Annotated in this window: 23 protein-coding genes; 9 read left to right on the top strand and 14 right to left on the bottom strand. The window is 66.7% G+C overall.

Going from position 1 to position 24,209, the window contains the following annotated elements; translation table 11 throughout:
* Positions 1–42: 42 nt before the first annotated feature.
* The 4 genes from hutG (at position 43) to WM2015_RS12535 (ending at position 3,378) form a co-directional block, all read left to right on the top strand.
* Positions 43–828: an N-formylglutamate deformylase gene (gene hutG / locus WM2015_RS12550; RefSeq protein WP_049726370.1), complete on the top strand. Its 786-nt coding sequence runs from the start codon at positions 43–45 to the stop codon at positions 826–828.
* Entirely contained in the window at positions 825–2,198 is a 1,374-nt protein-coding gene (gene hutF, locus WM2015_RS12545) for a formimidoylglutamate deiminase (protein ID WP_169751173.1), read from the top strand. Before hutG ends, hutF begins: the two co-directional genes overlap by 4 nt.
* The gene (locus WM2015_RS12540) at positions 2,195–2,800 is read left to right on the top strand and encodes a DUF938 domain-containing protein (protein WP_049726368.1); all 606 of its coding nucleotides are present in this window, start codon (positions 2,195–2,197) and stop codon (positions 2,798–2,800) included. Before hutF ends, WM2015_RS12540 begins: the two co-directional genes overlap by 4 nt.
* A gap of 116 nt (positions 2,801–2,916) precedes the next feature.
* Entirely contained in the window at positions 2,917–3,378 is a 462-nt protein-coding gene (locus tag WM2015_RS12535) for a GAF domain-containing protein (RefSeq protein ID WP_049726367.1), read from the top strand.
* On the opposite strand, the gene WM2015_RS12530 is transcribed toward WM2015_RS12535, so the two are convergent.
* Entirely contained in the window at positions 3,348–3,812 is a 465-nt protein-coding gene (locus WM2015_RS12530; protein WP_049726366.1) for a SixA phosphatase family protein, read from the bottom strand. The two genes, WM2015_RS12535 and WM2015_RS12530, sit on opposite strands and share 31 nt — an antisense overlap.
* On the bottom strand, positions 3,809–4,762 hold the full coding sequence (locus WM2015_RS12525) for a threonine ammonia-lyase (RefSeq protein ID WP_049726365.1): 954 nt from the start codon (positions 4,760–4,762) through the stop codon (positions 3,809–3,811). Before WM2015_RS12525 ends, WM2015_RS12530 begins: the two co-directional genes overlap by 4 nt.
* Positions 4,763–4,839: 77 nt before the next feature.
* On the opposite strand from WM2015_RS12525, the gene pepN reads away from it, so the two are divergent.
* A complete protein-coding gene (pepN, locus tag WM2015_RS12520; protein ID WP_049726364.1) occupies positions 4,840–7,503 on the top strand; it encodes an aminopeptidase N in 2,664 nt (887 codons plus the stop codon).
* Positions 7,504–7,552: 49 nt separating this feature from the next.
* Here the strand turns inward: pepN and WM2015_RS12515 are convergent, their stop codons facing one another.
* From WM2015_RS12515 to purM, 8 genes are all read right to left on the bottom strand, one after another.
* Entirely contained in the window at positions 7,553–8,131 is a 579-nt protein-coding gene (locus WM2015_RS12515; RefSeq protein WP_049727090.1) for an N-acetylmuramoyl-L-alanine amidase, read from the bottom strand.
* Between the two features lie 110 nt (positions 8,132–8,241).
* Positions 8,242–9,564 (bottom strand): amidohydrolase family protein, encoded by a 1,323-nt coding sequence (locus WM2015_RS12510; RefSeq protein ID WP_049726363.1) that lies wholly within the window; start codon positions 9,562–9,564, stop codon positions 8,242–8,244.
* Between the two features lie 82 nt (positions 9,565–9,646).
* Positions 9,647–10,384 (bottom strand): DUF3379 family protein, encoded by a 738-nt coding sequence (locus tag WM2015_RS12505; RefSeq protein WP_049726362.1) that lies wholly within the window; start codon positions 10,382–10,384, stop codon positions 9,647–9,649.
* A gap of 10 nt (positions 10,385–10,394) precedes the next feature.
* Positions 10,395–10,901 (bottom strand): sigma-70 family RNA polymerase sigma factor, encoded by a 507-nt coding sequence (locus WM2015_RS12500; protein ID WP_211260933.1) that lies wholly within the window; start codon positions 10,899–10,901, stop codon positions 10,395–10,397.
* A gap of 78 nt (positions 10,902–10,979) precedes the next feature.
* Entirely contained in the window at positions 10,980–12,254 is a 1,275-nt protein-coding gene (locus WM2015_RS12495) for a M48 family metalloprotease (RefSeq protein WP_049726360.1), read from the bottom strand.
* A 50-nt stretch (positions 12,255–12,304) separates the two neighbouring features.
* Positions 12,305–13,099, bottom strand: a complete 795-nt coding sequence (locus WM2015_RS12490; protein WP_169751172.1) for a DUF3108 domain-containing protein — start codon at positions 13,097–13,099, stop codon at positions 12,305–12,307.
* Positions 13,014–13,718, bottom strand: a complete 705-nt coding sequence (gene purN / locus WM2015_RS12485; protein WP_049726358.1) for a phosphoribosylglycinamide formyltransferase — start codon at positions 13,716–13,718, stop codon at positions 13,014–13,016. The genes WM2015_RS12490 and purN overlap by 86 nt, the downstream gene beginning before the upstream one ends.
* Complete coding sequence (purM, locus tag WM2015_RS12480) at positions 13,715–14,749, bottom strand: phosphoribosylformylglycinamidine cyclo-ligase (protein ID WP_211260932.1); 1,035 nt, start codon at positions 14,747–14,749, stop codon at positions 13,715–13,717. The genes purN and purM overlap by 4 nt, the downstream gene beginning before the upstream one ends.
* 83 nt (positions 14,750–14,832) lie before the next feature.
* Between purM and WM2015_RS12475 the strand changes: the two genes are divergently transcribed.
* The 3 genes from WM2015_RS12475 to WM2015_RS12465 are packed head-to-tail and all read left to right on the top strand — an operon-like array spanning position 14,833 to position 17,122.
* The gene (locus WM2015_RS12475) at positions 14,833–15,885 is read left to right on the top strand and encodes a DUF2066 domain-containing protein (protein ID WP_049726356.1); all 1,053 of its coding nucleotides are present in this window, start codon (positions 14,833–14,835) and stop codon (positions 15,883–15,885) included.
* A complete protein-coding gene (locus WM2015_RS12470; protein ID WP_049726355.1) occupies positions 15,882–16,460 on the top strand; it encodes a CDP-alcohol phosphatidyltransferase family protein in 579 nt (192 codons plus the stop codon). The genes WM2015_RS12475 and WM2015_RS12470 overlap by 4 nt, the downstream gene beginning before the upstream one ends.
* A complete protein-coding gene (locus tag WM2015_RS12465) occupies positions 16,457–17,122 on the top strand; it encodes an HdaA/DnaA family protein (protein WP_049726354.1) in 666 nt (221 codons plus the stop codon). Before WM2015_RS12470 ends, WM2015_RS12465 begins: the two co-directional genes overlap by 4 nt.
* Before the next feature lie 54 nt (positions 17,123–17,176).
* Here the strand turns inward: WM2015_RS12465 and asnB are convergent, their stop codons facing one another.
* Together asnB and WM2015_RS12455 are read right to left on the bottom strand one after the other, a co-directional pair.
* Positions 17,177–18,835 carry an asparagine synthase B gene (gene asnB, locus WM2015_RS12460; RefSeq protein ID WP_049726353.1) on the bottom strand — a complete coding sequence of 553 codons (1,659 nt, stop codon included), beginning with the start codon at positions 18,833–18,835 and terminating at the stop codon, positions 17,177–17,179.
* Positions 18,836–18,843: 8 nt separating this feature from the next.
* The gene (locus WM2015_RS12455; RefSeq protein WP_049726352.1) at positions 18,844–20,532 is read right to left on the bottom strand and encodes a hypothetical protein; all 1,689 of its coding nucleotides are present in this window, start codon (positions 20,530–20,532) and stop codon (positions 18,844–18,846) included.
* A 342-nt stretch (positions 20,533–20,874) separates the two neighbouring features.
* On the opposite strand from WM2015_RS12455, the gene WM2015_RS12450 reads away from it, so the two are divergent.
* The gene (locus WM2015_RS12450; protein ID WP_082169712.1) at positions 20,875–22,458 is read left to right on the top strand and encodes an alkaline phosphatase family protein; all 1,584 of its coding nucleotides are present in this window, start codon (positions 20,875–20,877) and stop codon (positions 22,456–22,458) included.
* Here the strand turns inward: WM2015_RS12450 and murU are convergent.
* Positions 22,443–23,111: an N-acetylmuramate alpha-1-phosphate uridylyltransferase MurU gene (murU, locus tag WM2015_RS12445; RefSeq protein ID WP_049726351.1), complete on the bottom strand. Its 669-nt coding sequence runs from the start codon at positions 23,109–23,111 to the stop codon at positions 22,443–22,445. The genes WM2015_RS12450 and murU overlap by 16 nt on opposite strands.
* On the bottom strand, positions 23,108–24,097 hold the full coding sequence (locus tag WM2015_RS12440; protein ID WP_049726350.1) for an aminoglycoside phosphotransferase family protein: 990 nt from the start codon (positions 24,095–24,097) through the stop codon (positions 23,108–23,110). Before WM2015_RS12440 ends, murU begins: the two co-directional genes overlap by 4 nt.
* Positions 24,098–24,209 lie beyond the last annotated feature (112 nt).

The raw sequence follows: 24,209 nt of genomic DNA, 5'->3' as shown, positions 1-24,209 counted from the left end.
GAACCCGGCACTCGCCGGGTTCCTTGGTTTAGGGAGTCCTGAATGATCCGAATCATCGAGCCGAAAAGCCCGCTGGTGATCAGCGTGCCGCACGCGGGGCAGCGCATCCCCGAAGAGATCGAAGCGAGATTGACAATCGCCGGCAGATCACGCATCGATACGGACTGGCACGTGGACCGCCTGGCGGAGGGGCTGGAGGATCTCGGTGCTGGTCTGATCGTCGCCGAATGCTCGCGCTACGTGATCGATCTCAATCGCCCGCCCGATGATCAGCCGCTGTACTCGGGGCCGACCACGGGGCTGGTTCCCACGGAGACTTTCAGCGGAGCGCCCCTTTATCTCGAGGGCCAGGTACCGGGCAAGGCACAGATCGAAGCGCGCAGAGCTGCCTATTGGCGACCCTATCACGAGGCCATCGAGAGTCAGCTGGCTCGAGCCCAGGCGCGTTTCGGTCACGCCGTACTGCTGGATCTGCACTCGATTCTGAGCCATGTGCCGCGCCTGTTCGAAGGCGAGTTGCCGGAGCTCAATCTCGGAACGAATCTGGGGGCCAGTTGCGCGGCCCCGCTTCGTGAGGCGCTGGGCCGCCAGCTTGCAGACTCCGGCTTCGGTCACGTGGTCGATGGTCGCTTCAAGGGCGGGTACATCACTCGTCACTATGGTCAGCCGTCAAGCGGCCGACATGCGATCCAGCTGGAAATTGCCCAGCGCTGCTATCTGGACGAATCCGACCCGGAGCGATGGGACCCGGCGCGAGCCGAGCCGCTGCGAAACTGGCTGGCCTCCCTGGTCGGTTTCCTGATGAGCTGGCGCCCCACGCGGCCATGAGGGCTTTCGACTGTCCATGGCTGTTGACCCCCGAGGGTTGGCGCGCAGCGCAGCGCATTCGGGTGGACACGGATGACCGCATCGAATCGATCGAGGCGATCCCGGAGTCCCCGGGTGCGGGCAGGGAAGCCGAGGTCCTGTCCGGGCCGGTGATCCCGGGCATGTGCAATGTGCATTCCCATGCGCACCAGCGCCTGATCGCCGGTCTCACGGGCTGGCGCGAGCAGGACCGGAGCAGCTTCTGGTCCTGGCGGGAGCGGATGTATCGGGCGCTCTCCTCCCTGAACCCGGATCAGCTCGAGACGGTGGCCTGCTGGCTGTACATGGAGCTTCTCGAAGGTGGGTATACCTGCACCGGGGAATTCCACTATGCCCATCGCCTGGCCGGTCAAGCGCCTCTGGCGTCTTCAGAGGCCCTGTTGTCTGCGGCTAGCCGAGCGGGCTGCGGACTGACCCTGCTGCCGGTCTGGTACCGATATGGCGGTTTCGGCAAGCGGCCGCTCGATGCCCGCCAGCAGGCCTTCGGAATGAGCCAGGCCGAGTTTCTGGATCTTCTTCATGCCCTGCAGGCCCGCCTGCAGGACGGGTCGCAGCATCGTCTCGGCATGGCGCCCCATTCCCTGCGTGCAGTGGATGTGGACGAACTGGCGGAACTGGTCCGGGCGTGGTCGGTCGGGCCGGTCCATCTGCACATCGCCGAACAGCCGGACGAGGTCAGGGCTTGCCTGGAACATGCGGGCGCACGCCCCGTCGAGCTGCTGTTCGATCGCCTCGAACCCGATGCGCGCTGGTGCCTGATCCATGCGACCCATGTCGAGGACTTCGAACTGGAGGCCATGCGAAGGGCCGGTGTCACGGCGGGCATCTGCCCGACCACCGAGGCCGATCTGGGCGATGGCATCTTCCCGGCGCTTCGCTGGCGCCAGCTCGGGGGGCGGCTGGCGATCGGTTCGGACAGCAATCTGGTGACCTCGGCGGCCGCCGAGCTTCGCCAGCTGGACTGGAGCCAGCGCCTCGTTCACCATCAGCGCAATGTCCTGCTCGATGAGGGCCAGACCCATCTTGGCACCAGCCTCTGGGCCCGGACGGCCCGCGATGGTGCCCATGCCCTGGACCAGAATGGTGGGGCGCTGGAAGTGGGTCGACTAGCGAATTTCGTGGTGCTGGATTCCGGACATCCGCTGCTTGCCGGCCTCGATCCGGCCAGTGCACTGGACACCTTCATCATGGCCGAACAGCCCGGCATGATCGAGTCGGTCTGGGTGGCCGCAGAGCGCCGCGTACACCACGGGATCCATGTCGGGCGCAACGAGCTGGCGGAAGAGATCTCCGCGCTTCGCCGCCGTCTCGTGAACGAGATTCGGCAATGAGCCTGCCGTTCAGCGAAGCCTGCGAACGCAACAAGCAGCCGATCCTGGAGGCGCTCGATCGTCTGCTGCCGACGGGCGCCAGGGTGCTGGAAGTCGGCGCCGGGACGGGGCAGCACGCGGTGCATTTCACTCGTCAAAGGCAGGATCTTCGCTGGCTGTCGACGGATCTTCCCGAGCGTCTGGCGGGTCTGGCCGCACGTTTCGAGGCCGAGGCCGGCTCGCGGGAGATCGGCCTCCGGGCCCTGGATGTGGCGTCCGACGACTGGCCCGAGGGCCCCTTCGATGCCGTATTCACGGCCAACACACTGCATATCATGGCCTGGCCGCTGACCGAGCGCTTGCTGAGCCGCGTGCCGCAGCTACTGATTCCACAGGGCCTGTTGATCCTCTATGGCCCTTTCCAGGATCGCGGAGTCCATTCGGCCGAAAGCAACCGGCAATTCGATCGCCACCTGCGGGCGCGTGACCCGGCCATGGGGGTGCGGGATGCCGCCGAGATTGCCGCCTTGGCCGAGGCACGGGGGCTGCGGGCCGTGGCCGATCTGGCGCTGCCGGCCAACAATCGCCTATTGGTCTTCAGGAAGTCCGAATTGGCTGACTAGTCCCACCGTAAGACAAGCTGGATGAGGCAATACTTACGGTGGGGCTAGTAGAATGCCAGGTTCGCCGCAGCCGTGCTCCGGCTGCTTGGTACTCATTTCATCAGGAAGACCCGTCGATGTCGGTTTCTTACGAGGACTTGCTCAGCCAGGCTCGAGGCCTGTTGTCGGCCCAGGCGCATCGCGTTGCCAATGCGGCCAATCTGAGTGCGCTGATCTATCACGGCCTGGATCGGGTGAATTGGGCCGGCTTCTACTTCCTGGAAGGCGATGAGCTGATCGTGGGGCCTTTTCAGGGTCAGCCGGCCTGCGTGCGGATTCCCATGGGCAAGGGCGTCTGCGGGACGGCGGCGGCAACGCTCGCGACCCAACGGGTTGCCGACGTGCACGCCTTCGAAGGGCATATCGCCTGCGATGCCGCATCCCGCTCGGAGATCGTGGTGCCTCTGCTGGTCGACGGCCAGTTGATCGGCGTGTTGGATATCGACAGCCCCGTCCCGGATCGATTCAGCGAGGCCGATCAGGCCGGTATCGAAGCCCTGGCGAAGGCCTACACCGATTCGCTGGGTGGCACGATCTGAAGGATGCTGGCCGGACCTTTTTCCGGCAGATCCAGGACGACCAGAGTCCCGGGCTTGAGGCCCGGAACGGGCAGCTCGGCACCCAGCCTCGCGATCAGTTCCTCCAGGCCGGGATTGTGGCCGATCAGCCACAGCTCGCCATCGGGGCGGGCCGTTCGAATCTGGTCCAGCAGGTCCGAGCAGGGCGCCAGCCAGAGGCTTTCGTCGATCAGACGGCCGACGGGCAGATCGGCCAGGGCCAGCTCGGCGGTCTGACGCGTGCGTCGGGATGGTGAAACGCGGACCCGGGCCGGAAGCTCCAGGTCGGTCTCGCGGAGCCAGCGATTGAGATGCCGACAGGCGAGCTGGCCGCGCGCGCTCAGCGCTCGGTCCTGGTCTCGACCCGTCGGGCTGTGGTCCTCGGCGCGGGCGTGACGCAGGATCCAGAGCCTCATCTGCGCCAGGCCTCCACCAGTCGTTCGGCATCCAGGTTGCCGCCGGACAGGATCACGCCGATCCGACGTCCCCGCCAGCGCTCCGGGTCTTTCAACATTGCGGCGACGGACACCGCTCCCGAGGGTTCGATGACCTGCTTGAGCCGTTCGGCGATCAGCGCCATGGCATCGACGATCGTGGTCTCGGGAACCGTGATGACCTCGGTCACACGCTCGGCGATGATGCCGAGATTGCGCTCGCCGATGAGCGCGCGCAGCCCGTCGGCAATGGTCTCGGGCTGGTGGTTCGTGACCCGCCGGCCCAGGGCCAGGGAGCGAGCCGTATCGTCAGCACCTTCGGGCTCGGCGCCGATGACCTCGATGCCTTTTTCGCGGGTGGCCGCCGCCAGCGCGGTGCCGGCCAGCAGGCCGCCACCCCCGACCGGTGCCAGGAGCGTATCGAGGCCATCGACCTGCTCGAGCATCTCCAGCGCGCAGCTGCCCTGGCCGGCGATGATGCGATCGTCGTCGTAGGGCGGCACAGCTTCGAAGCCTCGTTCGACCCATGCCGCGAGACCGGCTTCACGAGCCGCCTGATTGGGCGCGCAGAAGTGGACCTGGCCACCGTTCCTGCGAACGGCATCGACCTTGAAGCGAACGGCATTTTCCGGCATCACGACATGCGCTTCGAATCCGCGTTCGGATGCGGCCCGAGCCAGTGCGGCCCCGTGGTTGCCGGAGGAATGCGTGGCGACTCCGGGGCAGTCCTCGGGGAGCAGGCCGACGGCATGGCTGGCGCCACGAAGTTTGAAGGAGCCCGTGAGCTGGAGCTGCTCGCACTTGAAAAACACCGACGCCCCCAGCAGATCATCGATCTCGGGGTCGCTCATGATCGGTGTCCTGCGAACTCGATCTCCGAGCCGCCGAGCGGCTTCGACAATATCGGCGGGTGTGAGCTGGCTTGATGTCATCCACTTATAATAGCCGCCCTCGCGGCGAGCGAGGATCGCTCGCGGCCTCTGTTTGTATCAAGCGCTAAGGAGTTTTCATGGCAGCACGTGGTGACCAGGGTCGGCGGCCCATTCTTCGGGGCGATTATCGCCCGCCGGCCTGGCTGGTCGATCACGTCGATCTGGAGCTTGAGCTGGCGGCGGAAAGTACCCGGGTGCTCGCGCATCTGGACGTGCGTCGCAATCCCGAGGCCCTTGATCGAGAGCCACTGCGCCTGAGTGGCGTGGAGCTGAAGACCCGCCGTGTGCTGGTCGACGGCCAGCCACTGGCCGATCGGCAGCGCACGATGGACGGTGAGTCCATGGTGATCGGTGGCGTCCCCGACGTGGCCCGGATCACGACCGAGGTCGAGATCCATCCCGAACGCAACACGGCCCTCGAAGGGCTGTATGCGGCGGGCTCGTCCTTGTTGACCCAGTGCGAGGCCGAAGGCTTCAGAAAGATCACCTGGTTCCCCGATCGACCCGATGTGATGGCGACCTTTCGCGTGCGTCTGATCGCCGATCGGGCGCGCTATCCGTTGTTGCTCTCGAATGGCAATCAGCTGGAGAGCGGTGAGCTCGAGGACGGTCGTCATTATGCCGTCTGGGAAGACCCCTTCCCCAAGCCGAGCTACCTGTTCGCGGTGGTGGCGGCCGATCTGGCCGTTCTCGAAGACCACTTCACGACCCGAAGCGGCCGCCAGGTCGCGCTCAAGGTCTACTCCGAACCGGTCAATCTGCATCGGCTCGATCACGCCATGGCCAGTCTCAAGCGCGCCATGGCCTGGGACGAAGAGCGCTGGGGTCTGGAATACGATCTCGATGTGTATCACATCATCGCCACCCATGATTTCAACATGGGCGCGATGGAGAACAAGAGCCTCAATATCTTCAACGCCCGCTACGTGCTGGCGGACCCGGACACGGCCACCGATGCCGACTACGAAGCCGTCGAGGCGGTGATCGGGCACGAGTACTTCCACAACTGGACCGGCAACCGGGTCACCTGCCGCGACTGGTTCCAGCTGACTCTGAAGGAAGGTCTGACGGTCTTCCGGGATCAGGAATTCACCGCCGATCTGCGCTCCCGTGCGGTGAAGCGAATTGCCGATGTGGCCACCCTGATGGCGCGGCAGTTTCCCGAGGATGCCGGTCCGATGGCCCATTCGGTCCGCCCCGAGCGCTACATCGAGATCAACAATTTCTACACGGCAACGGTCTACGAGAAGGGCGCCGAGGTCGTGCGCATGTATCAGACCCTGCTCGGCCGTGAGGGCTTTCGCCGCGGCCTGGATCTGTACTTCGAGCGTCACGATGGCCAGGCCGTGACCTGCGACGATTTCCTCGCGGCCATGGCCGATGCCAATGATCGCGATCTGACCCAGTTCGCGCGTTGGTACGCCCAGGTCGGCACGCCGCGCCTGGAAATGACGACGGACTACGATCATGAGCGCGGACACTACATCCTGCGCTTCCGCCAGTCGCTGAGCGCTCATCCGGACAACGAGCAGCGTGGCCCCCTGATGGTGCCGGTCAAGATCGGTTTCCTGGGTCCGGACAACCAGCCCCTCCCGGTGACCCGCGTCGGTGAAGACGGGGAGGGTGCGGAAACGCGATTGCTCGTGCTGACCAATGTCGATGCGGAGTTCCGTTTCGACCAGCTGCCCCCTGATGCGCTGCCTTCGGTGCTTCGTGATTTCTCCGCCCCGGTTCGACTGGACTACGATTGGAGCGACGAGCAGCTGGCCCGCCTGGCCGGCCATGATCCTGATCCCTTCAGTCGCTGGCAGGCGATGCGCCGCCTGGCCGAGCGGGTACTGACGGCGGCCATCGAGGCCGGCGCCCGGCTGCCGGACGCCGTCGAGCTGCTGATCGCGGCCTGGAAGGCGGTGCTGGAAGACGAGACACTGGATCCGGCCCTGGCCGCGGAACTGCTCAGTCTGCCCTCGGAAGCGGAACTGGCCCAGCAGCGGGACCCGGTCGATGTCGATTGCATCCATGAGTCGCGCAAGGCGCTGCTGATGCGTTTGAGTCAGGTGCTCGAGCCCGTGCTTCGTGCGCGCTATCTGGCGTGCCGTGACGGAGCGGCCTGGAGCGATTCGCCGGAGGCGGTCGGTCGGCGGGCCCTGTCCAATCTGATCCTGAATCTGATGCTCGATGGTCAGTGCGAGGCGGCCGATGGACTGGCCGTCGATCACTACGAGAGCGCCGACAACATGACGGACCGCATGGGTGCGCTGAAAGCCCTGGTCCATGGGCGCGTCGGCGCGGCCGACCGGGCCCTGAGAGGCTTCGAGGATCGCTATCGGGACGATCCCCTGGTGATGGACAAGTGGTTTGCCGTGCAGGCCAGCGTGGCCGGGGCCGACGCCGTTCGGCGCATCGAGGCCCTGATGGCGCATCCGGCCTTCAGCCTGAAGAACCCGAACAAGGTGCGCGCGCTGCTCGGCACCTTCGGGCTGCACAATCCGACCGGATTCCACGCTGCCGATGGCAGTGGCTACGCCTTGATGGGGCGGGTGATTCGTGAACTGGATGGCATCAACCCGCAGGTTGCTGCGCGCCTGGCCACGGTGTTCAATCGCTGGCAGGCCTATGGTGCCGAACGCGCGGGCCGCATGCGCGGCGAGCTCGAGGCCATCGCCGACAAGAAGGGCCTGAGTCCGGACGTGGAAGAGATCGTCAAGGCCGCCCTGCGGGCGGGAACCAGGAAGGACTGATCGCTTCGACGTCCCGTGACTTCCCTGGTGCCGGTGCCGGGGGCGGTAATCAAGGCGCGGTTTCGCCGTCGTTCCATGGCTGCAGGCCGGTCGCCTCGATCAGTCTCGACCAGGGAAACTCCGGGCCCGGATCCAGCTTGCGCCGGACCTGGATCGATGGATCGTCGCTGGCAGGAACACGGCGGCGATCGAGCTGATCGTGACCGGCAATGCGGTTCAGATTCGGAAGCCGGGTCCGGAGCTGGTCGATGAGCCCGATCAGCGCTCGAAGCTGCGCCTCGTTGACCGGTTCCTGCCAATCCTGATGACGACTGTCCAGCCAGTCGGGATAGCGTCCCAGGCTGACCAGCTCGACGCCGATCGAGTTGGCGTTCTGCCCGGCCACGTGGTGGGCGACTCGATCCAGGGCGACCCATTGCTCGATCCGGCCTTCCCGGTCGATATAGAAATGCCCGCTGTTGCCGGTTCGGGAGCCTGGGTAGTGGATGCGCTCGCCGTACTCCCTCGCCATGTCCAGGTCGGGCAGCTCGGTGGCATGGATCACCAGTAACTCGATCGAATCCAGCGTCCTTGATTCCAGACGGTCCTGATAGCTCAGGGGGCGGAAGGGAGGGGCTTCAGCGGCCATCGTGCTCCCCATCGCCAAGGCGCCTGCCAGCAGCATCGAGCCGAGCAGCGTTCGGAGGCTCGGTCGCCAGGCGGTATTCGGTATCGGCATCGGTCGGCGGCGCTGCGTGATCAGTCATCGGCAGCGCGTCGTGCGACGTCTTCGAGCATCTCGTCGAGGGCTGCTCGATCGTACCAGCGGCCCGCCCGCATCACGCCCTGGATGCTGCGGCTGTGATGGATATCGGCCAGCGGGTTGGCGGTGAGCAGGACCAGATCGGCGACGCAGCCCGGCTGCAGACAGCCATGCGCGCTCTGGCCCAGGTAGTCCGCCACGCGCGTGGTCCCGGTGGCCAGGGCCTCGGCCGGGCTCAGACCGGCGGCGACATAGAGCTCGAGTTCATGATGGACGGCGTCCCCGGGCACGTTCAGAATCTGCGGCGCATCGGCGCCCAGCAGGATCGTCGCCCCGGCGCGATGCAGGGCAAGGATCAAGGCGCGCCGCACGTCGATGAAGCGCTGACGTTGCTCGGGGCCGTGGCCTTCCCGCAGCTGTTCGATGGCGTCGAGCCAGTTGTCGCGGGTGCGAGCGTTGACGAAGCGCATGGCCGGCCGCCCGAGCAGGGCGTCCAGATCACCGATGAAGATGTTCTCCAGCAGGGTCTGGGTCGGGACATTGGCGATGCCGGCCTCGGCGGTGCGAAGTGCCAGCGCTTCGATGCGCGAGTCGTCGATGCCATCGACGAGATTCATGCCGAAGAATCCCGGATCTCGACCGTAGAGCGGATGGCGCTCGGGGACCATGGCCTGGACATAGGCATCCAGATGGTCGATCGTGCCTTGCTGCGAGGCCAGGACGCGGTCGAGGCCGACGGCCATGGAGACGTGTCCCGAGTAGTCGATGCCCAGGCCGGCGGCGGTCTCGACGATGGCCGCAAAGGCGTCCGGCCAGAGCCCGGGGTGCAACTTGAGCAGGTCGTAGCCGGCCTCGGATTGCGCCCGCACCATGCCGGCCGCCTGTTCCGGAGAAGACACCGTATTCCCGTTGAACGAAGGCCCGGCCGTCAGCAGGCGGGGTCCATGCCGCTCACCGTTGGCCAGCTCCGCGCGAAGCGGCAGGTGGCCGGCTTCGCCGAGCATCCCGCGGACCGTGGTCACGCCATGCGCGAGGAACAGGGTCAGCACGTCGGCCAGACGCTCGGGATCCCGCGTGGGCGGGATATGGGCATGCATTTCCGCCAGACCCGGCATCAGGAAGCCCTCGGCCTCGATGCGAACGGGCGCCTCGCCGAGCTGCTCGCTATGCACGATGAAGCCCTCGCGGACGGCCAGGCTCACGGGCTCGGAGGCATGGTTCCCATCGACGTCGATCAGGCGGACGTTCTCGAAGAGAAAGCCATCGGCCGCCAGCGCCGACAGGGGCAGGAGCAGAAGACAGAGCAGGGTCGATCGCATGGGGTTCATCCTGGGGCGGCTTGCAACCATTCTAGACCAGGTGGCATCGGCCAGGACGTGGGCCTCCCGCGCAGCGCTCTGCTCAGAGGCTGCGCTGACTTTCGTCGATGCTGAGCTGCTGCTGGAGTCGGCGCGCCAGTTCGTAGGCCCCTCGCCCCGGCTCGGCGAGCACGGCCATGCTGCCGTGGTCCAGGTTGACCAGCCAGGCTTCCAGGCCGTCGTCCAGGGTCACCGAGGCCGGTGCCATCGGGGCACGGGTGTGGGGCAGGATCATCAGGGTGATCGGGCCGTCGTCGGTGGTCAGGATGAGGTGCGCGCCGCGGCCATCGGGGGTCGGGCAGATCTTGCCCAGGCGGACCTGTGCCAGCAGTTCCTCGTCGGCGTGCACGCCCAGACTGTCCAGCAGGGCGTCCACCTCGATGGCCGTACTTTGCATCTGCAGGCTGGCCTCGAGGACCTGCGGGCCATCGTGTGCCCAATGCCAGGCAACGGTCGACCAGACATCGTCCTGCCGCGGGTCCGTCGAGGGGGTAGGGCCTCGAAAGGCCAGCAGGCCGATGGCCAGGGCCAGGGCGGCCGCCGTGGACAGCATCCAGGGGATTTCCGGTCGCCGCCGCTCACGCTGCTGGCGCTCGATGATGCGCTCGGCCAGGCCGCGGGGCGCGCGCAGGGCCAGCGCGCGCTCGAGTCGGGCTTCGAATGCGCGGGCGTCTTCGAGGGCCTCGGCACAGGCCGGGTCTTTCTCCGCCAGGGCTCGCAGCGCCGGATCGTCGAGATCCGGGTCGCTCATCAGCCGTTTGTTCAGCGCCTCGAGGTCCATCCTTCTTTCGCTAGTCCTTGCTCATCGTCTGCTTGAGTTGTTCACGGGCCCGGAAGACCCGGGTCATCACCGCGCTGTCGGTCAGGTCCAGCACCGCGGCGATCTCGTTGATCGCCATGCCCAGGATCACCTGCATCAGCAGCGGCTCGCGATACTTCGCTTCCAGCTGCATGATGCGCTCACGAAAACGCATCCGTTCCAGCCGATCCTCCGGCCCTTCCCCGGCCTGTTCGAGGCCGATCACGGCATCGATGTCGACCAGGGGCGGGACCTTGCGCTCGAAGGTGCGCGCGTATTCCCGCCGCAGGATCGTGATCAGCCAGGGCTTCGCCGCCTGCTCGTCCTTGAGTGAATCCAGCGCCTTCCAGGCCCGGATGAAGGTCTCCTGGACCAGGTCGTCGGCCAGTGCGCGATCGCCGCAGAGCCAGACCGCGAAGCGGAACAGGTCGTCGGAAAACTCGCGCGCCAGGGCCTCGAAGCGGCGCTGACGGTTCACGCTACCGAACATGACCGGCACGCGCGGTGTTTCCTTTCACGATCCTGAAGGGTCGACAGCGCATCGTCAGAAGACGGCAAGGCCCGGCAGGCCATCGCCTCAGGGTGTGATGCCCATGTCATTGAGCGCCTGGCGGGCGCGCTGACCGATCTCGCCCTCTTCCTGGGCGGCGATCCGGAACTGCTCGATGGCGCGCTGACGGTTGCCGGAATCGCGCTCCACGGCCCCGAGGTAGTAATGGCCCTGCGCCGTTCTGAGCCGTTCGAGGCTGGCTTCGAGATCGCGACGGGCGCCTTCCAGCTCACCGAGCTCGGCGCGGACCATGCCGCGCCGCAGGTGTTGATAGAACCAGCCCTGATCGAGGGCCAGCGCCCGGTCATAGGCTCGCTCCGCGTCGCGCCAGCGCTCGGCGCTAGCCAGGGCATCGCCGCGCAGGGCATGGAAGATGGCCTCGCGATCCTCCAAGGACAGGGCTTCCTCGGCCTTGCTCAGAGCGAGTTCGTGATTGCCTTCGGCCAGCGCCGCCCGGCCTTCGTCATGCGCCTCGTAGGCGGGGACGAGGGCCCGCAGGCGCGCGGTTTTCTGCCGGTAGCGCTCCTCGCCCAGAATCCCCGTGCGACCGAGTTCGTCGGCGATGCGGCGATTGTTCTCGACGCGCTCCGGCGAGGGTGGGTGCGAGGCGAACAGGCCGTCCAGCCAGTTGGAATCGCGCCCCTCGGAGAGGCGAACGAAACTTTCCTGCAGGCGAACGGCGCCTTCGGGGTTGTAACCGGCCTCGTGCATGTAGCGCGTGCCGTAGAAATCCGATTCGCGTTCGGCATCGCGCGAATAGCGCTGGCCGATCAGCTGGGCGCCGAGCATCCCGCCCATCATCGCCACGGCGGCATAGTCCTCGCGCTCGGTGGCCACGCCCACGGCAACGCCGCCGAGAACCACGGCGCCCTGCAGCAAAGCGGCGCGGGACTGTGCGCTGGCGCCATGGCGAGCGGCAGCGTGGACCACCTCGTGGCCGAGAACGGCGGCCAGCTCGGCCTCGGAATTCATCTCCGTGAGCAGGCCGCGATTGATCGAGATCTTGCCGCCGGGCAGGGCCCAGGCGTTGGGGATCGAACTGTTGAGGACCTCGAACTCGTAGGGCAGGTCACGGTCGGCGTGGCCGGCCACGCGTTGACCGACTTCCTGCACGTAGTCGACCAGTTCCGCATCGAGCACGAAGTCGCCACCCTGTTGCTGGCGGAGCGGCGCGTAGAATTGCTCGCCGGTCTTCAACTCCCAGGTCTCGTCGTAGAGACTCAGCTCGTTCTGACCCGTGACCGGATTGACCGCGCAACCTGCTGCGGAGAGCAGGGCGAAAATGGCGATAACTAGGCGCATGACAGACCTCGACTCGAAGCTCGAAGCTCAGTATAGCGATTGAAATGATCTCAATCGCAGTTCTGGTCAGCCACCGGGAGGCTGCTCTCGATCAGACGCAGCACGATGTCATCGTCCTCGTCTCCGAGCTCGATCCGGACGGGCAGCCAGTGCTGGGCCGGCGCGAGCCACATCAGGTAGTTCCGGCTCGAGCCCTCGCGTCGGAAACGGCGCAGCTTGCGGGTCTCGTAGCACTGGCCGTTGACCTCGATCGTCTCCGCGCCCAGGTCATCCACGCGCTGGGTCTCGATCTGATCGCGTTCGAGCACCCGGAACTCGAAGTTCTGGCCGCGCCGCTCGGGTTCGTGCAGCCAGGCGGACACCTGGAGGCGTAGCGTGAGCGGGTCAAGCAGGCCGTCCTCCAGGGGGATGCGCAGTTCGCCCTGATGGGTGACGGACTCGCTGACGTGCTCGTCCCAGTGCAGTTCGTGCTGCCAGAAACGGGTGCGGAGCGGCGCCCGGGAGATGTTGCGATAGGTCAGTGGCAGCACGTGGTCCTCACGCCAGAGGAAATGGGCTGACTCCTCGGCCGACAGGCGAAGCATCCGGGCCAGCGTCGAGGTGGCCACGGTGTCGGTCTCGAAGAACCAGATGCCGCGCTCGTCCTGGCTGAGCGTCGAGTGCACCTCGCCCACCTTGCTGCCGTTGCGCAGCACCTCGTGAACGGTCCGATGGGCCGGGATCGGGAACGCCGAGTCGGCGTCCCCGCCGTTCGGCGCGTCAGACTGCCCCAGCGCGGCGCTGGCCAGACTCAGCCAGGTCAAGATCGAGATCCAGCGGATGTTCGAGCGCTTGATTGTCGACATGAATGCATCCATCGCGAAGTTCGACCGTGCGGGTCATCAGTAGTGCCGTGGTCCTGACCAGCAGCTGATGCTCCAGCGGCAGTAGCCGGTCGGCCAGGGTGTCCGGCGTGTCGCCGGGGCGGATGTCGAGGCGGGCCTGGCTGATGACCGGGCCGCCGTCCAGCGCGGGGGTCACGAAGTGAACGCTGGCGCCGTGTTCCCGATCGCCGGCCTCGAGCGCGCGGCGGTGCGTCTCCAGGCCGCGGTGACGCGGCAGCAGAGACGGGTGGATATTGATCATCCGGCCAGGGCGGGCGTCGACGAAGTCGGCGCTGAGTACGCGCATGAAGCCGGCCAGGATGATGTAGCGGGGCGCCAGGCCGTCCAGGGCGGCGCCGAGGCTGTCTTCGAAGTCCGCCCGGCTGGCATGGCGCTGACGGTCGATCAGGACCCGATCCAGGCCCAGTTCGGCGGCGCGTTCCAGACCGGCGGCGCCGGGCCGGTCGCAGATCACCGCATCGATACGGGCCGGAATGCGTCCGCTGCGGCAGGCCTCGGCCAGGGCCAGCAGATTGCTGCCGCGGCCCGAGATCATCACGACGAGGCCCTGGCGCTCGTCTGGACCTGCCGTCGGCCTCATGCCCGGAACTGGACGCGCTCGCCGCCGTGGTGTTCGATCACCTCGCCGATCCGGTGGACCGGTTCGTCCAGCGCCGCTTCGATCCGGTCCGCTTCGCTCGGGCGGCAGATCATGACGTAGCCGATGCCGAGGTTGAAGGTGCGGCGCATCTCCGAGCGCTCGATGTTGCCGGTCCTGGCCAGCCAGTCGAAGACCTCGGGCTGGGGCCAGCTGCCTTCGTCGATGCGCAGGCCCAGGCCGTCAGGCACGACTCGGATGATGTTCTCGGTCAGGCCGCCGCCGGTGATGTGGGCCATGCCATGCAGTTCGGCCGCCGCCAGCGCCTTCTGGATCGCGGCAACGTAGATCCGTGTCGGCGCGAGCAGGGCCTTGCCCAGGGTCGTTTCTCCCATGGGCTGATCGAGATCGGCCTGGGCATGATCGACGACCCGGCGAATCAGGGAATAGCCATTGCTGTGCGGGCCGCTGGACTCCAGGCCGAGGATGACGTCGCCGGCTTCGATGGCGCTGCCGTCGATGAGTGCCTGGCGATCCACGGCGCCCACGGTAAAGCCGGCCAGATCGTATTCGCCATGGCCGTACATGCCCGGCATTTCGGCGGTCTCGCCGCCGATCAGGGCGCAGCCGGCCTGGCGACAGCCCTCGGCGATGCCGGCGACGACCTGGCTGGCCGCGTCCACATCCAGCTTGCCGCAGGCAAAGTAGTCCAGGAAGAACAAAGGCTCGGCGCCGCAGACCAGGATGTCGTTGACGCACATCGCCACCAGGTCGATGCCGATGGTGTCGTGGACGTCCAGCTTCCTGGCCAGCAGGAGCTTGGTGCCGACGCCGTCCGTGCCGGACACCAGCACGGGGTCGGTGAAGCGATCGCCGAGCTGAAACAGACCGCCGAAGCCGCCGAGGCCCGCCAGGACCTCGGGGCGGCGGGTGGCGGCCACCAGCGGCTTGATCCGCTCGACCAGGGCGTTGCCGGCGTCGATGTCGACCCCTGCATCGCGGTAACTCATGGATTTTCCGGAGGGGTCGCTCATGCTCGGTCCGCCCTGATCTCGACAAACTGCCTATTGTGACGCATTCGCACAAGTCAGAAAAGAAGTGGTATCTTCGCCGGATCATGAATTCCCCTCGTCTGTGTTCAATCTGGCTGTCGCTGGTGCTGGTCGTGCTGTCTCAAGCGGCCCTGGCCGACCTGTATACCGGCCAAGGGGTGCTCGACGAGCAGCCCGGGGCGTCCGATCGAGCGCTGATGGACGCGCTCGATGAGGTCCTGCTGCGTCTGAGTGGCCGCGCCGAGGCGCCATTGCGCGTCGAGCTGGGTCTGGGCCTGGCCGAAGCGCAGCGACTCGTGCAGGCGCGTCAGCGGGTGCGGGTGCCGGTGCCCGTCGTCGCCGAGGATGGATTGCCCACCGGCGAGGTGGAGGAGCAACTCCGGCTGCAGGTGCAGTTCGATCGGGCAGCCATCGACGCCCGCCTGGCCGCGGCCGGGGTGCCGCGCTGGGGCCGCGAACGCCCGACGATCCTGCTCTGGGTGGCCATGGAGGACGAGGCGGGGGCCCGCATGCTGTCTTCGGAGCTGGCGCTCGAACTTCGAATCCAGGAGCAGGCGCGACGCCTGGGTCTGGACATTCTCCGCCCGCTGGGAGATGGCCTGGACCTGGCCGAAGTGGCCGTGGCCGATGTGCGGGGCGGCTTTCTGGACGCCAGCGAGCCGGCCCTGGTTCGATATCAGGCCAGCCTGCCTGCGATGTTCGATCTTCGCCGGACCGAGACCGGCTGGAACGGTCGCTGGTTCTGGCGCCAGGACGGGCGCGATCAGAGCGTCAATCTGGTGGCCGATGCGCCCGCCGAGCTGATCCAGCGCGGGCTGGAAGCCATGTTGTCCAGCCTCGCCGAACGCTATGCGGTCAGTTCCGAGGCCGCGAGCGGGCAGCGCCGGGTCCGGGTCTCGCCGATCCGTGACCAGGTGCAGTTTGCCGAAGTGCTCCGCTATCTCGAGAATCTGAGCATGGTCGAGGCGGTTCGGGTGAGCTCGGCGCGGGGTGCCGAGATCGAGTTCGAGCTGAGCCTGAGCTCCGGTGGCCTCGAAGATGCGCTGGCGCTCGGTGGCCTGCTTCAGCTGGGGCCGGCGCTGCCGGATGGCGGACTCGACCTGTATCTCGATCAGTGAACCTGGCCTGGATTCCCAACGTGCTGACGGTGGGCCGCATGCTGGCGGTCCCGCCTCTGGTGGCTCTGCTCGTGGCCGGGCGCTACGACTGGGCGCTGGCGGTCGCGGTGGCGGCGGGGCTCTCCGATCTGCTCGACGGCTGGTTGGCCCGCCGATTCGGCTGGCAGAGCCGTTTCGGCGGCCTCGCCGACCCGGCGGCGGACAAGATCCTGATGGTCGCCAGCTACATGACCCTGGCCTGGCTGGGCTACCTTCCCTGGTGGTTGTTCGGTCTGGTCATCCTGCGCGATCTGGTGATCGTCATCGGCGGCTGGGTCTACCACGTCGTCTTCGAACGGCTCCAGGCCGAGCCGACCCAGCTGTCGCGTTTCAATACCTTCTGTCAGGTCTTTCTGATGTGGTTCGTGCTGGTTCGACTGGCCGGCTTCCCCCTGCCGCCGGAGGCGCAGATCGGGCTCGAGTGGCTGGTGGCCTTCATGGCCGTGGTCACATTGGTCCAATACACCTGGCTGTGGAGCATGCGCGCCGTCAGGATCACCCGTGAGCGCCGGGCAGGAGAGCGGCCGCCTCGATGAGCGAACAGCGCCTGCTGGCCCTCAAGGCGCCGCGTCGTCCGGGCTTCGAGAATTTCATCGCCGGTCCGAATCAGGCCCTCGTCGACACCCTGGCGCAGGGTCTCGAGCACGGCGCCTGGTACTTTCTGGCCGGTCCGGCCGGGAGCGGACGCACGCATCTGCTCAACGCCGTCTTTGCCGATCGCCATCGCCGGGGCGAAACGGTCGGTTTCATGGCTCTGAGCGTTCGCGCCAATCGCGCGCTGCTCGACGAGGCCAGCGCTGACTGGGTGCTGGTCGACGACATCGATACCCTGGCCGGCGACGAGGATGGTGAGCGCGCCCTGTTCAACGCCCTGAATCGCTGGCGCTCCGAGCACGTCGGGGTCCTGTTGTCGGGTGCGGGGCGGGAGGCCTTCGAGCTGCCGGATCTGCGCTCCCGTCTCGGTCAGGCCACCCGCCTGACCCTGAAGCCCCTGGAGGAGGCCGATCTGGCCGCGCTGGTCGAGCGTCTGTCCAGCGAGCACGAGGTCGTGCTGGGTCGCGGGGCGGCTGACTATCTGCTCAAGCGCACCGCAAGGAACCCGGCCGCCATTGCCCGCCTGATCGAAAGCCTCGCCCAGCGTGCCCTGAGCGAGCGCCGCACCCTGTCGGTCCCGCTGATCCGCGAAGTCATTCGCTAGGCAGGCGCCTGAAAGCCACGGACGGGCGCGCCCGTGGGATGGTGCGAGCGCCCTTCAGTAGCTCTTCGCGTGCACTCCGCGCATCGCCCGCCCCGAGGGGTCGGCCATCTTCGCGAAGCTTTCGTCCCAGGCCAAGGCTTCCGGCGTCGAACAGGCGATCGACGGGCCGGCCGGCACGGTGGCGGCCGCGGCCGGCGAGGGGAAGTGGCGCTCGAAGATTCGGCGGTAGAAGTAGGCTTCCTTGGTGGCTGGAGGATTGAGCGGAAAGCGTTGCGCTGCTTCGCGCAGTTCGCGGTCGCTGACCTGCTGCTCGGCGTGCGCCTTCAGGGCATCGATCCAGCCGTAGCCGACGCCATCGGAGAACTGCTCCTTCTGACGCCAGAGGATCTCGTCCGGTAGCAGGCCTTGGCCCGCCTCGCGCAGGATGCCCTTTTCCGGGCGACCCGGACCGGCCATCTTGGCGGCCGGATCCAGCCGCATGGCGTGATCGAGAAACTCCAGATCCAGAAAGGGCACCCGGGCCTCGACGCCCCAGGCGGCCATCGACTTGTTGGCACGCAGGCAGTCGAACAGGTGCAGCTTGTCGATCTTGCGCACGGTTTCTTCGTGGAAGGCCCGTGCGTCGGGCGCCTTGTGGAAATAGAGATAGCCGCCGAAGATCTCGTCGGCGCCTTCGCCGGACAGCACCATCTTGATGCCCATGGCCTTGATTCGGCGGGCGAGCAGGAACATCGGGGTGGAGGCCCGGATGGTGGTCACATCGAAGGTTTCGATGTGGCGGATGACGTCGTCGAGGGCGTCGAGGCCTTCGTCGATGGTGTAGTGGAATTCGTGATGCTGGGTGCCGATGGCATCGGCGGCGATTCGGGCCGCGGCCAGATCGGGTGAGCCTTCCAGGCCGATGGCGAAGCTGTGCAGGCGGGGCCACCAGGCCGCTTCCGTGTCGTCGGACTCCACGCGTCGATCCGCGTAGAGTTTCGCGATGGCGGCAACCAGGGAGGAGTCGAGCCCCCCGGACAGCAGCACGCCGTAGGGAACGTCGCACATCAGCTGGCGGTGGATGGCGTGCTCGAGCGCGCCGCGCAGCTTGCCCGTGTCGGCGGGTGCATCGGCCTTTTCGAAGGCCCGCCAGTCGGGCGAATACCAGCGCCGGATCTCGCCGTCCCGGCTGTCCAGGACATGACCCGGCGGGAAGGCCTGGACCTGCACGCAGTTCGGTTCGATGGCCTTCATCTCCGAGGCGACCCACAGACGGCCTTCCTCGTCACGACCGTAGTAGAGCGGCATCACGCCGATCGGATCGCGGGCGATGAGGTAGCGCGAGTGCTCCAGGTCCCAGAGCACGAAGGCGTAGATGCCGTTGAGCTTGTCGAGGAAGTCGACGCCGTGCTGGCGATAGAGGGCCAGGATGACCTCGCAGTCGGAGCCGGTCTGGAACTCGTAGTCCGGACATTGCGCGCGCAGGGCCCGGTGATTGTAGATCTCGCCGTTGACGCCCAGCACCAGTTTGCCGTCCGGGCTGGTCAGGGGTTGCGCGCCGGAGTCGATGTCGACGATGGCCAGGCGCTCGTGCGCGATGATCGCCTGATCATCGACATGAATGCCGCTCCAGTCCGGGCCCCGATGCCGTTGACGGCGGGAGGCCTCCAAAGCGATGCCCCGCAGGCCGGGCTGGCCTGCGGGGAGATCGAAGATACCCAGGATCGAACACATGAGACGCGTCAGGGCTCCATGGTGGTGGTCGAGTCGATGACGATGCCGCGGTCGGTCAGGCGGACCGCGATGCTGCTGGAGTCATAGTACTCGGCCAGACGGCTCATGAAGTCCGACGGCGGCAGTTCGTCACGATCGACGTTGGCGTCGGCGGCGATGGCGTCCATCATCGAGGCCATCAGCTCGCCGTAGCCTTCGAAATCGATCGTGTAGGCCAGCACCGCTCCGTCGGATTCGTGCTGTTCCAGCGCTTCCGGGAGGCGTGCTTCCTGACCCTCGCCGAAGCTGACGGCGATGGCGTCGCTACCGAGGGCGATGAAGGCGCTCAGGTCCGGCAGGTTCGGGATCAGGTTCTTCGGCAGGGGCTTCGCCTCGCCGTTGGGCTGCAGATCCATGGCCGCGATGTCCGGTGAGAACATCTGCGCCATGCCGATGAGCATCTGCGGATTGCGGACGAACAGGGCCAGGGTGCCTTCGGCCGAATCGACCTGGCCCGGGGTGCTCATGCTCAGGCGATCCATGTTGAAGCGCAGGCCGCGCACGTTGGTGATGACCGGCGGGATCGGCTGATTCAGAGCGCGCTGCCAGTCCGGTGCCTGGGCGGCGATGCTGCTGAAGGCGGCGCACTGGGGCGGCGTTTCGACCCAGGCGGCGACCACTTCGCGAGCGAAGTCGCGCGCGGCCACCAGGTCGAAGGCGATGCCGCCGGAAATCGTCCGCGTCTCACCGCCGGACAAGCCGACCGGCGTGTCGGCGATGGCGGCCATGCGCTCGGCCATGGAAGACTCCGCTTCGACCACGAACTCCGCCGAGACACGATCGTCGCTCAGCTCGGTCATGCCGGCACTCAGGCGCGGGAAGATCTCGAACAGGCGATCGATCTCGCTGCGGCAGCTGGCGTCAGTGGCCAGCACTTCGAGGTCCATGGCCTGACGAACGGGTTCGGCCAGGGGGTCATTCTCATCGAGCAGTCGAGCGAGCACGCCGGCCAGGTCGACGAACAGGCTGCCGTTGCCGGTGTAGCCGCGGTCGCGGTCGAAGCGAACCAGATCGGCAGCATCGTAGGCCCGCGACGGACGGTCGAGGTTGGCAACGCGGCGCAGCATCGATTCGTCATCGGGCACGACCGCCACGGTCGCGAAGCCGTCGCCATGGTGGATGGCCAGGCCCAGGTCCTCGTGTTCGATCCAGACGACGTCTTCGCCGCCCACGGTGCGCGTCGGTACCTCGCTGCCACCTTCGCTGGCCACGCGCTGGATCATGGCCTCGAAGGCCGCCTCGTCGCTGAGCTGGACATGGATGAAGGGATAGACCGAGACCAGGTGCATGGCGAAGTAACCATTGCTGCTGATGCCTCGCGATTCCACGGCTTCACGACTGTCGAGCTGACCGATCTCGCGCAGCAGGGCCGCAATCACCGGCACGTCTTCCTGGGCCTCCTCGGCGAGCTCTTCATAGCTGTTCCGATTGAACTCGCTCATCGCCGTCATCGGTTCCCAGAAGCGGTCGATCAGCGCGTCCGGCATGGTTTCCAGGTTGGCTGCCAGCATCGGCGTGTCCGCGTCGATGCGCTCGAACAGCGGGTTTCCGCCAGCGCTCGCCGGGCTCGTGGTGCCGCCCTCGGTGGCGGTCTCGTCCTGGCCGCAGGCCACCAGCATCAGCAGGGCCAGGCCGGACATCAGGATCGTGCGGATCATATGGAATGCTCCCGGTTGGGTTGGGTATATAGTGTTATACAACAGTAACACACCTGTCAAGGGGACGGTGCTCTAACCTAGCTCGGTTCGGGCTCGGTTCCGCTCGGCGGAGGATCGGAAGCGCGACCGCCCTGGGGCGTTCGGGACGATGCGCAGGCCGTTCCCTCCGGTGAACGTGGCTGAGTGTATCGCTTCACCCGGGTCCGGCCAAGATGACCGATGGCCCAGGAAGACCCGGACGGTCCGGCTCGGGCGGGGGTGCCCTGATCACCCTTCGCGCCAGTCAGGAATCGGGCGCAGGTTCGGTCACTTCCTTGCGATGGTGGACGGTAAACTAGCGCGATGATCTGCTACCCCAAGAACCTGTTCCTCGGAATCGCTCTGATTCTGGGCCTTCCAACCGTCCCGATGGCCGGTGACCCCCCTGCGGCCGAGACCCCCGAGTCCTGGTACCGATCGGGCCAGGACCTGATCGAACAGCGGCGTGCACGCTTTGCCGGGCTACCCACCGCGCGGAATGTCATTCTGTTCGTCGGCGATGGCATGAGCCTGGCCACCGTGGCCGCCGCCCGCGTGCTGGAGGGCCAGCAGCGCGGTGAGAGTGGCGAAGAGAACAGCCTGGTCTTCGAGCGCTTCGAGCACCTGGCCCTGGCCAAGACCTACAACACCAACCAGCAGACGCCGGATTCGGCCGGCACGATGACAGCCATGGCCACCGGCGTGAAGAGCTTTGCCGGCGCCATCGCCGTGGACCAGCGTGCCCGCCGTGGTGACTGCGCCTCGGTGGCCGGTAACGAATTGGTCAGCCTGCTCGACCTGGCGGCACTGGCGGGCATGGGCACGGGCATCGTGACCACCGCGCGCCTGACCCATGCCACGCCGGCCGCACTCTACGCGCATTCGCCGGATCGTCGCTGGGAAAGCGATGCAGGCGTGCCGCCGACGGCAAGGGCCCAGGGCTGTCGGGACATCGCTCAGCAGTTGATTGCCTACGATACCGGTCGTGGCATCGACATCGCCCTCGGTGGTGGTCGGCGCGCCTTTCTTCCGATCCAGCAGTCCGATCCAGAGTATCCCGAACTCATGGGGCACCGTGCGGACGGTCGGGATCTGACCGCGGAATGGCTCGAGCGGCGGCCAGACGGCCACTACGTCTGGAACCGTGAACAATGGCTGGCCCTGCCTGATGATGGCGGGCCCGTGCTCGGCCTGTTCGAGACCGATCACATGCAGTACGAGCACGATCGGGCGAGCGATACCGCTGGGGAGCCCTCGCTGTCCGAAATGACCGCAATGGCGGTCGAGCGCCTGTCCTCCCGTCCCGAGGGATTCTTCCTGATGGTCGAAGGGGCGCGCATCGACCACGCCCACCACGCCAACAATGCCTATCGTGCCCTCGTCGATACGATCGAGCTCGCCCGGGCCGTGCAGGCGGCCATGGAGCGCGTGGACCCCTCGGAGACTCTGATCGTGGTGACGGCCGACCATGGGCATGCCCTGACCTTCGGTGGCTACGGGCGGCGCGGCAACCCGATCATGGGGGTCGCCATGCGCCCGGATTACGAGGGTGGCGGCATCTCGCCCCTGACCGATCCCGAGGGCCGCAAGCTCACCGTGCTCGGCTATGCAACGGGGCCCGGCTACCGCGGCGGTAAACGCCCGGACTACGATCGAGTCGATCCGACCCAGCCGTCCTTCCGCCAGGAGTCGACGGTCGAGCAGTGGTCGGCGACCCACACGGCCGAGGACGTCGCCATCTACGCGACCGGTCCCGGTGCGGAGCCGCTGTTCGGCGTGATCGAGCAGCACGCCCTGTTCCATGCCCTGGTCCAGGCCGCACCGCGTCTGGCGGCCATCGCCAGCGAGCTGGAGGCCGAGTCCGGTCTGCCCGTGCTCGAAGACAGCGGAACTCAGTCGCCCGAGTAGTATTCCTCGCGCGCCCGGGCCAGTCGCTCGGGCGTGCCCACATCCAGCCATTTCCCCGGATAGTGCTCGCCGCTCAGGCGGCCGGCGTCGATCGCCTGTTCGAACAGGGGGCGAAGTGCTCGTCGCCCGGGCGCTAGACCGGCAAACCATTCGGGCCGGCAGCAGGCGATGCCGCTGAAGGTCAGGCGGGGTTCGTCGCGGGTGATTCGGCCCGATCGGAGGCCGAAGTCCCCAGCCGGGTGATGGGGAGGATTGTCGACCAGGACCAGATGCCCCAGGCCCTCGAACTCGGCGTCGATCAAGCTCGCGAACGGATAATCACTCAGCACGTCGGTGCTGACGATCAGGAAGGGCTCGGGCCCCAGCAGTTCGAGGGCCTGGATGATGCCGCCGGCGGTTTCCAGGGCCCCCGGTGGTTCGACCGAATAGCGAATTCGCAGGCCGTAACGCTCGCCGTTTCCGAGGCGCTCGCGGATCTGCTCGCCGAGCCAGCCCAGGTTGATCACGACCTCGTCGACGCCGGCCTCGACCAGATGGGCGAGGTGGTGCTCGATCAGGGCCTTTCCTCCGACCTCGATCAGGGGTTTGGGCAGGGCATCGGTCAGCGGTCGCAGACGCTCCCCCCGGCCCGCGGCCAGCAGCATGGCCTTCACTGGATCGCCCTGCCGCGCCAGGCCTCGAGCAGCGACTCGAGTCGCGTCAGTTCCGGATTGCGAGCGATTGCCTGCTTGAGGTAGGCGAAGAAGCGCGGATGATCCTCGAGGTACTTCGGCTTGCCGTCCCGGTAGCGGATGCGGGCGAAGATCCCGATGACCTTGAGATGGCGCTGCACCCCCATCAGGTCACAGCTCCGTCGCCAGAGCTCGGCCGAGTCGGTGACCGGCAGGCCGCGCTCGCTGGCCTTCAGGCGATAGTCCTCCAGCCAGCCATCGACGCGGGCTTCGGGCCAGCTCAGGAACGCATCGCGAAACAGACAGACCGGGTCATAGCTGATCGGTCCGAGCACGGCGTCCTGAAAATCCAGCACGCCGGGCCGAGGATCGCCGACCATCAGGTTGCGTGGCATGAAATCGCGGTGGCAGAAGACCCGCGGCTGATCGAGGGCCCAGCGGATCAGGGTGGCGCACAGGTGATCCCAGTCGTCGAGTTCGGCATCGCTGGGTTCGACCTGCCAGTGTCGACGGACGAACCAGTCGACGAACAGATCGAGTTCGCGCATCAGCAGGGCGGCATCGTATTCCGGCAAGCCGGCAGTCGCAGCGCCGCACTGGATCTCGAGCAGGCTGTCCAGGGCCATGCCGAACAGGCGATCGGCATTGTGCTCGTCGAGGGCATGGTGATAGGGGGTATCACCGAGATCCTCGAGCAGCAGGAAGCCGCGCTCGACATCCTCGGCCAGGATCTCGGGCACCCTGGCCACCGGCGCCAATCGTCGGGCCACGTCGATGAAGCGATCGATGGGTTCCCGGTCCGGTGGTGCATCCATGACGACGACGCTGCGCTCACCGAAGCGCAGCCGGAAATACCGGCGGAAGGAGGCATCGGAAGAAATGGCCTGAACCGCATCCAGGCGCTGGCCGACCGCCTTTTCGGCCCAGGCCAGTGCGTCGTTTCGACGTCGATCGGGGCTTGATTCCAAGGTCTCGAATTCTCGTTTGCGGCGAAGCGCGCACTGTATCAGGCTTTCACTGCCTGATCACAAGCTGCATACAAATCAATCACTTCGCGATGATCTTCGCTTGACGTTCCGG

Source organism: Wenzhouxiangella marina (assembly GCF_001187785.1).
GTDB lineage: Bacteria > Pseudomonadota > Gammaproteobacteria > Xanthomonadales > Wenzhouxiangellaceae > Wenzhouxiangella > Wenzhouxiangella marina.
This window is presented reverse-complemented; position numbering and strand designations above follow the sequence as displayed.

Coding starts and splice junctions, on each gene's coding strand:
- WM2015_RS12465 (WP_049726354.1), top strand. CDS start 16,457: ATGAGCGAACAGCGCCTGCTGGCCCTCAAGGCGCCGCGTCGTCCGGGC.
- WM2015_RS12450 (WP_082169712.1), top strand. CDS start 20,875: ATGATCTGCTACCCCAAGAACCTGTTCCTCGGAATCGCTCTGATTCTG.
- WM2015_RS12455 (WP_049726352.1), bottom strand. CDS start 20,532: ATGATCCGCACGATCCTGATGTCCGGCCTGGCCCTGCTGATGCTGGTG.
- asnB (WP_049726353.1), bottom strand. CDS start 18,835: ATGTGTTCGATCCTGGGTATCTTCGATCTCCCCGCAGGCCAGCCCGGC.
- WM2015_RS12510 (WP_049726363.1), bottom strand. CDS start 9,564: ATGCGATCGACCCTGCTCTGTCTTCTGCTCCTGCCCCTGTCGGCGCTG.
- pepN (WP_049726364.1), top strand. CDS start 4,840: ATGGCAGCACGTGGTGACCAGGGTCGGCGGCCCATTCTTCGGGGCGAT.
- WM2015_RS12495 (WP_049726360.1), bottom strand. CDS start 12,254: ATGCGCCTAGTTATCGCCATTTTCGCCCTGCTCTCCGCAGCAGGTTGC.
- hutG (WP_049726370.1), top strand. CDS start 43: ATGATCCGAATCATCGAGCCGAAAAGCCCGCTGGTGATCAGCGTGCCG.
- purN (WP_049726358.1), bottom strand. CDS start 13,718: ATGAGGCCGACGGCAGGTCCAGACGAGCGCCAGGGCCTCGTCGTGATG.
- WM2015_RS12540 (WP_049726368.1), top strand. CDS start 2,195: ATGAGCCTGCCGTTCAGCGAAGCCTGCGAACGCAACAAGCAGCCGATC.
- WM2015_RS12490 (WP_169751172.1), bottom strand. CDS start 13,099: ATGTCGACAATCAAGCGCTCGAACATCCGCTGGATCTCGATCTTGACC.
- WM2015_RS12505 (WP_049726362.1), bottom strand. CDS start 10,384: ATGGACCTCGAGGCGCTGAACAAACGGCTGATGAGCGACCCGGATCTC.
- WM2015_RS12475 (WP_049726356.1), top strand. CDS start 14,833: ATGAATTCCCCTCGTCTGTGTTCAATCTGGCTGTCGCTGGTGCTGGTC.
- hutF (WP_169751173.1), top strand. CDS start 825: ATGAGGGCTTTCGACTGTCCATGGCTGTTGACCCCCGAGGGTTGGCGC.
- WM2015_RS12525 (WP_049726365.1), bottom strand. CDS start 4,762: ATGACATCAAGCCAGCTCACACCCGCCGATATTGTCGAAGCCGCTCGG.
- WM2015_RS12515 (WP_049727090.1), bottom strand. CDS start 8,131: ATGGCCGCTGAAGCCCCTCCCTTCCGCCCCCTGAGCTATCAGGACCGT.
- WM2015_RS12530 (WP_049726366.1), bottom strand. CDS start 3,812: ATGAGGCTCTGGATCCTGCGTCACGCCCGCGCCGAGGACCACAGCCCG.
- WM2015_RS12535 (WP_049726367.1), top strand. CDS start 2,917: ATGTCGGTTTCTTACGAGGACTTGCTCAGCCAGGCTCGAGGCCTGTTG.
- purM (WP_211260932.1), bottom strand. CDS start 14,749: ATGAGCGACCCCTCCGGAAAATCCATGAGTTACCGCGATGCAGGGGTC.